The organism is Mesorhizobium sp. M3A.F.Ca.ET.175.01.1.1, from assembly GCF_004791945.1.
Lineage (GTDB): Bacteria > Pseudomonadota > Alphaproteobacteria > Rhizobiales > Rhizobiaceae > Mesorhizobium.
The window spans coordinates 693021-700485 of the sequence record NZ_SRTP01000002.1; the positions used below are offsets into that span (position 1 = coordinate 693021).

Sequence of the window (7465 nt, forward strand, 5' to 3'; positions counted from 1 at the left end):
AGAGTAAGTCTCAACCGATTGCAAAGGTGTCTCGATGGCCAACGTCCTGCGTGACTTCATCAAGCGTGCGCCGGCCAGCCCGGATTTAATGGTTGCGTTGATGCTGCTTCTGGCTGTCGCGATGATGGTCATGCCTATCCCGGTCGTGGTGGTCGACGCCCTGATAGGATTCAATATGGGGTTGGCCATACTGCTGATGATGGTTGCCCTGTATGTCAGTACTCCACTTGATTTTTCCTCTTTGCCCGGCGTTATTTTGATTTCCACTGTATTCCGTCTCGCGCTCACGGTCGCAACGACGCGACTGATCCTGGCCGAGGGGGAGGCCGGCAGCATTATTCATACTTTTGGCGATTTCGTCATTTCAGGCAATATCGTGGTGGGTTTCGTCATATTTCTGGTCGTCACCATGGTGCAATTCATGGTCCTCGCGAAGGGTGCCGAACGGGTGGCAGAAGTGGCGGCGCGTTTCACGCTGGATGCTCTGCCGGGCAAGCAAATGGCGGTCGACGCAGAGCTACGCAACGGCCACATCGATGCCAACGAATCCCGCCGGCGGCGCGCCGAATTGGAGAAGGAAAGCCAACTCTATGGCGCGATGGACGGCGCGATGAAATTTGTGAAGGGCGATTCCATCGCCGGGCTGGTGGTTATCTGCATCAACATGCTGGGTGGAATTTCGATCGGCCTGCTCTCCAAGGGCATGTCCTTCGGCGAGGTACTGCATCACTACACTCTGCTGACGATAGGCGATGCATTGATATCGCAGATTCCGGCCCTTCTGCTCTCCATTACTGCGGCGACCATCGTCACCCGTGTGACTGGGACGGCGAGGATCAACCTCGGTACAGAAATGGTCAGTCAGCTCACGGCCAGCACTCGAGCCTTGCGACTGGCGGCCGGCGTCCTGGTTGTAATGGGGTTCGTTCCTGGGTTTCCCCTCCCCGTCTTTCTGATGCTGGCCGCAGTGTTCGCTGCGGTAAGCATTGTCAAGGCTGATGTGCTGGGCGCCGGCACTGCCGATGCGAAAGGTGGAACTGCAGCGGAGCCTAAGCAAGCCGCGCCTGCGAAGGAATTCCCGATCGCATTTTTTCTAGCGCCAGATCTTATGCAGGCGGTCGATCAAGCCGAATTGCAAAAACATATTGGGCGCGTTTCGCTCCTGGTCACAGCCGATCTGGGCATTATCGTTCCTCGCATCCCTGTCTTGGTTGACGAGCAGCTGCCTGAATCGCAATTCCGAATTGATGTCGAGGGCGTGCCAGTCGAACAGGACGCCTTAGATCCAAACCAGATGGCGCTCCGAGCCGATGTAGCGCACGTCGACTCGAGCGGTGTCCCCCTTAGACGTGAGCCGAAAACGGACACACTCCCGGTTGAACATACCCCTGCAAAGGCCCTTACGGGCGCCGGCACGGAGCATAGGGCTCCCGGCGAACTCCTCGCCTTGCGCGTCCATGCAGCGTTGACCCGCTACGCACCGCGATTGGTGGGCATCCAAGAGACCCGACATTTCCTGGGCCGAATGGAGCAGGAATATTCTGAGCTTGTGAAAGAGGTGCTACGCACGACGCCGATTCCTCGGATTGCCGATGTTCTGCGCCGCCTCCTGGAGGAAGGTATCCCAATCCGCCACACCCGTCTCGTGTTGGAGGCATTGGCCGAATGGAGCGAGCGTGAGCAGAACGTTGCCCTGCTGACGGAATATGTCCGTTCTGGTTTGAAGCGACAGATCTGCCACCGCCATGCCAACACGGAGGGCATCGTGTCCGCCCTGGTCGTCGAGCGCGAGAGCGAGGATGTGATGCGTGGCGCGGTTCGAGATTCGGATGCAGGCCCCTATCTCGCACTGGAGGATCGGCAAAGCGAAGCGATGCTATCACAGATACGTCAGGTCCTTTCGAACGCAGAACCGGGTCAAACCCGCCCTATTCTGTTGACGTCGATGGATGTCCGACGTTTCGTCCGCGGCTTTCTGACGCGAAACGGGGTTGATCTCGCCGTGCTGTCTTATCAAGACCTCGCCTCCGACTTTACAATTCGCCCCGCAGGATCCGTCACACTCCCGCACGGATCGAACAGCGGATTGTTAGAGTAGTCCCACCTTTCCTAACTGAACGCCACGCGCCTCCCCGATAACTGAGAGATAACATGAATAGTAATACAGTTTCTCCATCGCCTATGTTTCTGCGCCGGAACTCACTTCTTTTTGCCGTACTCGCCATTCTGCCTTTGGGCGGTTGCGCCAGCTGGCAAAAGCCGGCTCTTTCCGTGCAGGAGACATCTTCCCCCGAGTTGCTCAGCGCCGATCAAATCGATCCGGCTATGCGCGAACGCATTTTGCGCGAAGTTGGTCAGGATGTTCAAGAGCGGGCTTTGCGGGATGAGGTGAAGCAGCACCCGGACAATGTTGATGCGGCGATACGACTTACAAATGCCTTGGTGGGCCAGAAGCGCCCGCACGAAGCGGTTGAGGTGCTCGACAGCGTCTTGGTTGCAGCCCCAGGAAACGTACGTGCATTGAATGCGAAGGGCGTGATTTTGGACATTGAGGGGCGGCATGACGCGGCACAGGCCCTGTATCGGCGAGCTCTCGAAAACGAGCCAGGCAATCAGATGGTGCAGCATAACTTCAATCTGTCGCTTGCCTTTAACGGCAAGTCCAAACAACCAAGGTTAGCACGATCGCAATAGGTGGGCACAGTGCATGCGCAGCCTGTTCCCCGGCTCGAACACGCGCTCGGCTCCCATCATAGATGGCCCCCTGAAGAGAGCCATATCTATGCAAAACAGTTGCTCCAGATCTGGCCGGCAGAGATCGGCAGGAGAGCCGGATGACATCACGCGGCCACCCGCAAGGCCACCCGCCTCGCTTCGTTGCCAGAGCGCCCTCTCCCTCGCCGGTCACCGTCTCGCAATGCGGCGACCTGGCTTAAGGCGGTCGACCGAGCGCCCGATGCAGTAGCCATGAATACGTAACGCAGCGATGGACCCGCCGGATCGTGTCGCGCTTGTGCTGGCCGTCCCTGCCATTACAGCACGGTGATTGTAGCTGGATCCTATTCTAGAGGCATCGATGGTGTGGATGCCTTCGATCCAAACAATCGATTTGTTGAATTCGTCCGCCTGAGGAAATTAGCTGCGGCGATCCGACTTCCGACGCCTGCAGGCGCAAAACCAACAGCGTGAGCGCTGCGGGTCCGGAGGCAGGCTGCAAAGTGCAATCACCAGCGCTGATAAGCGGCAAGTGAAGAATGTATCGCTCGGGCGACTCCTGTGTTGTGCACGGTTGCCCCGCGAGGTGAACTGTAGCAGCTTGGCAGCTCAGCGTTCACGAAAGGAGAAAAGATTTGGGGCCAAGCAAAGACCGGCTTTTTTGATTGTCTTGCTGTATCGCTATGGTGGGGCGGGCGCGACCGCTCCCATAATTCAATACGCTGCCTTTAGCGATGGACGATGACGGGATGCGTCGCCGAGACTTCAATGGTGGAGGAGCAGCGCACCCGTCGATCCATTTGCTTTCAGCGGCAACCGCCACTATGAAGCGACACTTCGCCCAACTGTGTTTCAAGCTGCCCGGAGAAGTTTATGACAGAAGAACCCCACAAGACCGACATCCTCATCGAGCTCACTGCCGATGTTGTATCAGCCTACGTCTCCAACAACCCCGTCCCGGCGGGGGAGCTTCCTGCCCTGATCGCCCAAGTGCACGGGGCTCTAAACGGCACGGCTGGACTCATACCGGCAGAAGAGCCTGTGCCTGTAAAAAAACCTGCTGTCCCGATCAAAAAGTCGATCGAACCGGACTACATCATTAGCCTTGAAGACGGCAAGAAATTCAAATCGCTAAAGCGCCATCTGGCGACGCACTATGGTCTGACCCCAGACGAATATCGCGCCAAATGGGGTCTGCCGTCGGATTATCCCATGGTGGCGCCGAATTACGCCGCTGCGCGCTCCGCCTTGGCCAAGACCATGGGACTCGGCCGCAAACCGAAAGAGCCGGAAGCCCCAGCCACGGCGCCGGCGAAACGGACCCGCAAGAAGGTCGCAGCCTAAATCCGTATCAACAGTCGTTCGGACGCGCAGCAGCCGTTGGCCCAATCTGCGCGGAATCAAAGGGCGGGGATGAGCCCCGCCTTTCCCGTCCAAGAGCCTCATTTCCAGAGTAATTCATGATGGCTCCAGCAATCCCTGCCGCGGCATTAACTTGCATGCTCCGGCCCGGGTTTCGAGCCGTCAATGCGTTCCGGCGATGACGAACCTTGCCAAGGCTTTCCCGGACCGTTAGCCAGCCTTGCTGAGGCTGCCTGCAGAGGACTTTCCCGTGCGGCGATCCTGTTCCACCTCGTAGTTGATCTTCTGGCCCTCATTAAGGGTCGACAGGCCCGCTCGTTCAACAGCGGAAATGTGGACAAAGACATCCTGACCGCCGTTGTCAGGCTGAATAAAACCAAAACCCTTCGTGCTGTTGAACCACTTCACCGTTCCAGTCGCCATATCCATTCCTTTGTAATAAGTCGCAACTTAGGCAGGCCATTCACGCCAGCCTGATTTGTACACGAGACTTTAGGCGCATCAAAATCGGAAAATTGCAAGGCCCACTCGATCGCCTGATCTCCAGCAGCAACTGCAACATATGCGAGGCGCGTGCCAGACGAGGCGTATGCCAGACGTTTCGTCGTGCGCTGTCGCTCGAACGTTGACAGAAACAATGACACACCTTGCAAACTCGGCACATCTTGTGGACGTGCTCGGGTCGCTTCTCGACTGCGATACCCGCTCCTGACCGGGTATCGTCGGCCAAAATGAGGGTTTTTGTCATGTGCCGCCAGACCGAAAGATCAGGCGCGCAGCGACCTGCACATTCAAACCGGAACCCGCGAACCTCGATTAGCTTCTGCCTGCTCCGAAGGGCGGTAGCCTGCTCTGAGGCGGGCCACTGTCGGGTTGAAAACCAACTGTCGGGTTCGGAACCCCAGATTGTCGGCAAGGTACGCGCCGCCCACTGGTTGGCCAAAGGGCACTGGCTCCTGATCCTGCCGCCATGCTCGCCCGATCTCAACCCGATCAAGACAGGTCTGCTCAAAACTCAAGGCGCGGCTGCGGAAGAAGGCGGCCAAAACTTTCGACGCTCTCTGCGGAACTCTCGGCGATATCTGCCAGCTGCTGGAGCCAAATCAAAAACCATTAATTGCGACAGGTGATTTTATGACATTCATTGCGAAGAGGCCAGAATGAACAGCGGAAGAGAGTAGCAGCTCTCTGGTCGCGGCGAGGTGGATCGTCGACACGATCGGCACCTGGCCCGTGCGGGGATCGCACCGCAGCCAGCACCAGAGCCAGACCTTGACCGCTTGCCTTGCTCAGGCGCCACAACAACGAGTGGCTGGAAGCAGATCCACGTGAACTCAGCGATATCGATCAGACGATGCTTACCCTCATGAAAGCCGATCCCGACGCTGTCCAGCGCCGCGAAATCCTGACCAGCATATGGCGCATCGGATGCCACCGCCTGCACACTCACCATCGACATGCCGGAACTCGGAACCAAAGGCCGCAAGCCTCGCCGGCCTCGGCAAAATGGAGCGGCCGCGCCTGGGCGGCCGGGCCAATGTTCGCCAGGCCCTCTACATGCCCGGCCCTTCGCCCTGCGCTTCAACCCCGACCTCAAGGCAAAATACCAGGCGCTAAAGGCGGCAGGCAAACCCGCAAAGGTCATCATCTTGTTGCGAAAGCTCCTCATCCTAGCAAACGCTCTCCTCAAGGCGCAGCGAAAATGGCCCCTAAAACCCTTGACCGAAACGGATACCTTAGCCTTTCAGGTGAGGCGGGCCGAGATAGACCAACCGCGGGTTTAACTTCGCGAGTTTAAGCTGATTATGCCGATGCAACTCTAGCGCCTGCGCGACCGTTTTAGCTTCCATCAACAAGGCGGCAGGGTGGGAGGAAGTACCCTCCCCTGCCGCGAACAAGCTTTGGACAAAGCCCCACCTTGTCCGTAATGTGATCGGGAGGCCGGGGCGCGGCGGTGCTCAGCGGATGTGACGCGCGAGATCTGCGACCCTACCCATCAGCACTTCCATCGGTCCTCGCTGGAAGACGCGCAGCCAAAGCACCGCAAAAGTGCTGATAACCACAACGAAGCCAAAGAGCGTGGACAGGCTCTCGTCTTTGAAAATGTTTATCTTCATAAGATAGGCTATTCCCGCAATGTGCAGCACATAGGCCGTCAAAGACATCGAGCCGACTGCGATTATTGGCCAGACCAGCTTTCGCAGACGCGGGAGCGCATCCACAGCGAGCATGCAAGCCGCCAAGATGATCATTGCGCAACCGGTGCTGCCCACGATCGAAAGCGTCGTTTCGCTATGAGGTGCGGCTATCCATGACGACTTGACTATAAATGACGACTTGGAAGGCTCAAAAGCGCCGTCAACGTCAGACCACCACAAGGAGGTTTCAGTCAAAGCGCGGGAACTCAGCGCGAGCAAGGATCCCCCATGGCCCAACACGGCCAGCGCGACCCCCGCCAGACCAAGGCGCCAATGCGCTGCTAGCGTATTAAGATTAAGGCGCGCGATGGCCATGCCAGCGATGAGGAAAGGAACCCAGGTCACCGCGGGATAGTAGCCGTTGACCATGAGGTTGAAGACCGGGTCGAGGAGGTTGGGGGCAACCGACAGAAGGGAGGAACGGACTTGCGGGAGAACTAATGCCGTAGCGGCAGCGATCAAGCCCAGCTGATATGCGCTGAGCCGATGGAGCGGCAATACCAACAAGAAGCAAATTCCGTAGTATTCTAGGATGACTTCGACCTGGGTACCGAGGCAGCCCAGGATTGAGCCAAGCGCGAGCAAAACAAGGGCACGAATTGCGACTCTGGCGATGGCCTGTCTACCGGCTATCCCCGACTTCGGCGCCTTGCGACCTGTAATCAGGAGGATTGAAAAACCGGCCAATACGGCAAACAGGGCCGACGGCCGCCCATGGGTTAGTTCCATCAGAAACCCGACTAGTTGTGGAGCCTCAACAGGTTGTCCTCGGTTAGAGCGAGGCGACTGATAGGTGTTTTGGACTTTAGGCTCCCGTGGGGACGGTGCCAATTGTATCTGTGCAGCCAGACCGGCAACTCTGCGGCGCGGTGATCTGAAGTCGGATAAGCGATGGCATAAGCCCATTCGCGCAGTGCTGTCTGGATGAAGCGCTCGGCCTTGCCATTGGTCTTGGGTGTATAGGGTCTTGTCCTGACGTGCTTGAGGCCGAGATCGCGGCAGGCCTTGGCGAAGGCCTTTGATCTGTAGCAGGAGCCGTTGTCGGTCATGACGCGGGCTATCGTGACGCCGAGGCTGGCGTAGTAGGCCACCGCCGCCTTGAGGAAGGCGATGGCGCTTTCTTTTTTCTCGTCGGGCAGGATCTGCGAGAAGGCGATGCGGGAGGCGTCGTCGATGCAGACATGGACGAA

General features: G+C 58.0%; 6 protein-coding genes and 1 pseudogene. 4 read left to right on the forward strand and 3 right to left on the reverse strand.

Features of this window, described 5'->3' with window-relative positions:
* Nucleotides 1-34 precede the first annotated feature (34 nt).
* From sctV to EN818_RS07965, 3 genes are all read left to right on the forward strand, one after another.
* The gene (gene sctV, locus EN818_RS07955) at nt 35-2098 is read left to right on the forward strand and encodes a type III secretion system export apparatus subunit SctV (RefSeq protein WP_024505383.1); all 2064 of its coding nucleotides are present in this window, start codon (nt 35-37) and stop codon (nt 2096-2098) included.
* A 53-nt stretch (nt 2099-2151) separates the two neighbouring features.
* A complete protein-coding gene (locus EN818_RS07960; protein WP_081714429.1) occupies nt 2152-2694 on the forward strand; it encodes a tetratricopeptide repeat protein in 543 nt (180 codons plus the stop codon).
* A gap of 894 nt (nt 2695-3588) precedes the next feature.
* A complete protein-coding gene (locus EN818_RS07965; RefSeq protein WP_024505385.1) occupies nt 3589-4059 on the forward strand; it encodes a MucR family transcriptional regulator in 471 nt (156 codons plus the stop codon).
* Between the two features lie 228 nt (nt 4060-4287).
* On the opposite strand, the gene EN818_RS07970 is transcribed toward EN818_RS07965, so the two are convergent.
* A complete protein-coding gene (locus EN818_RS07970) occupies nt 4288-4500 on the reverse strand; it encodes a cold-shock protein (protein ID WP_008874821.1) in 213 nt (70 codons plus the stop codon).
* Nucleotides 4501-5024: 524 nt separating this feature from the next.
* On the opposite strand from EN818_RS07970, the pseudogene EN818_RS33550 reads away from it, so the two are divergent.
* Nucleotides 5025-5241, forward strand: a pseudogene (locus EN818_RS33550) (transposase); the annotation flags it as partial.
* 794 nt (nt 5242-6035) lie between these two features.
* Here the strand turns inward: EN818_RS33550 and EN818_RS07975 are convergent.
* Together EN818_RS07975 and EN818_RS07980 are read right to left on the reverse strand one after the other, a co-directional pair.
* Complete coding sequence (locus EN818_RS07975; protein WP_135904145.1) at nt 6036-7004, reverse strand: DUF418 domain-containing protein; 969 nt, start codon at nt 7002-7004, stop codon at nt 6036-6038.
* A gap of 11 nt (nt 7005-7015) precedes the next feature.
* On the reverse strand, nt 7016-7465 hold a 450-nt coding region (locus EN818_RS07980), incomplete at its 5' end, for an integrase core domain-containing protein (RefSeq protein WP_135906525.1).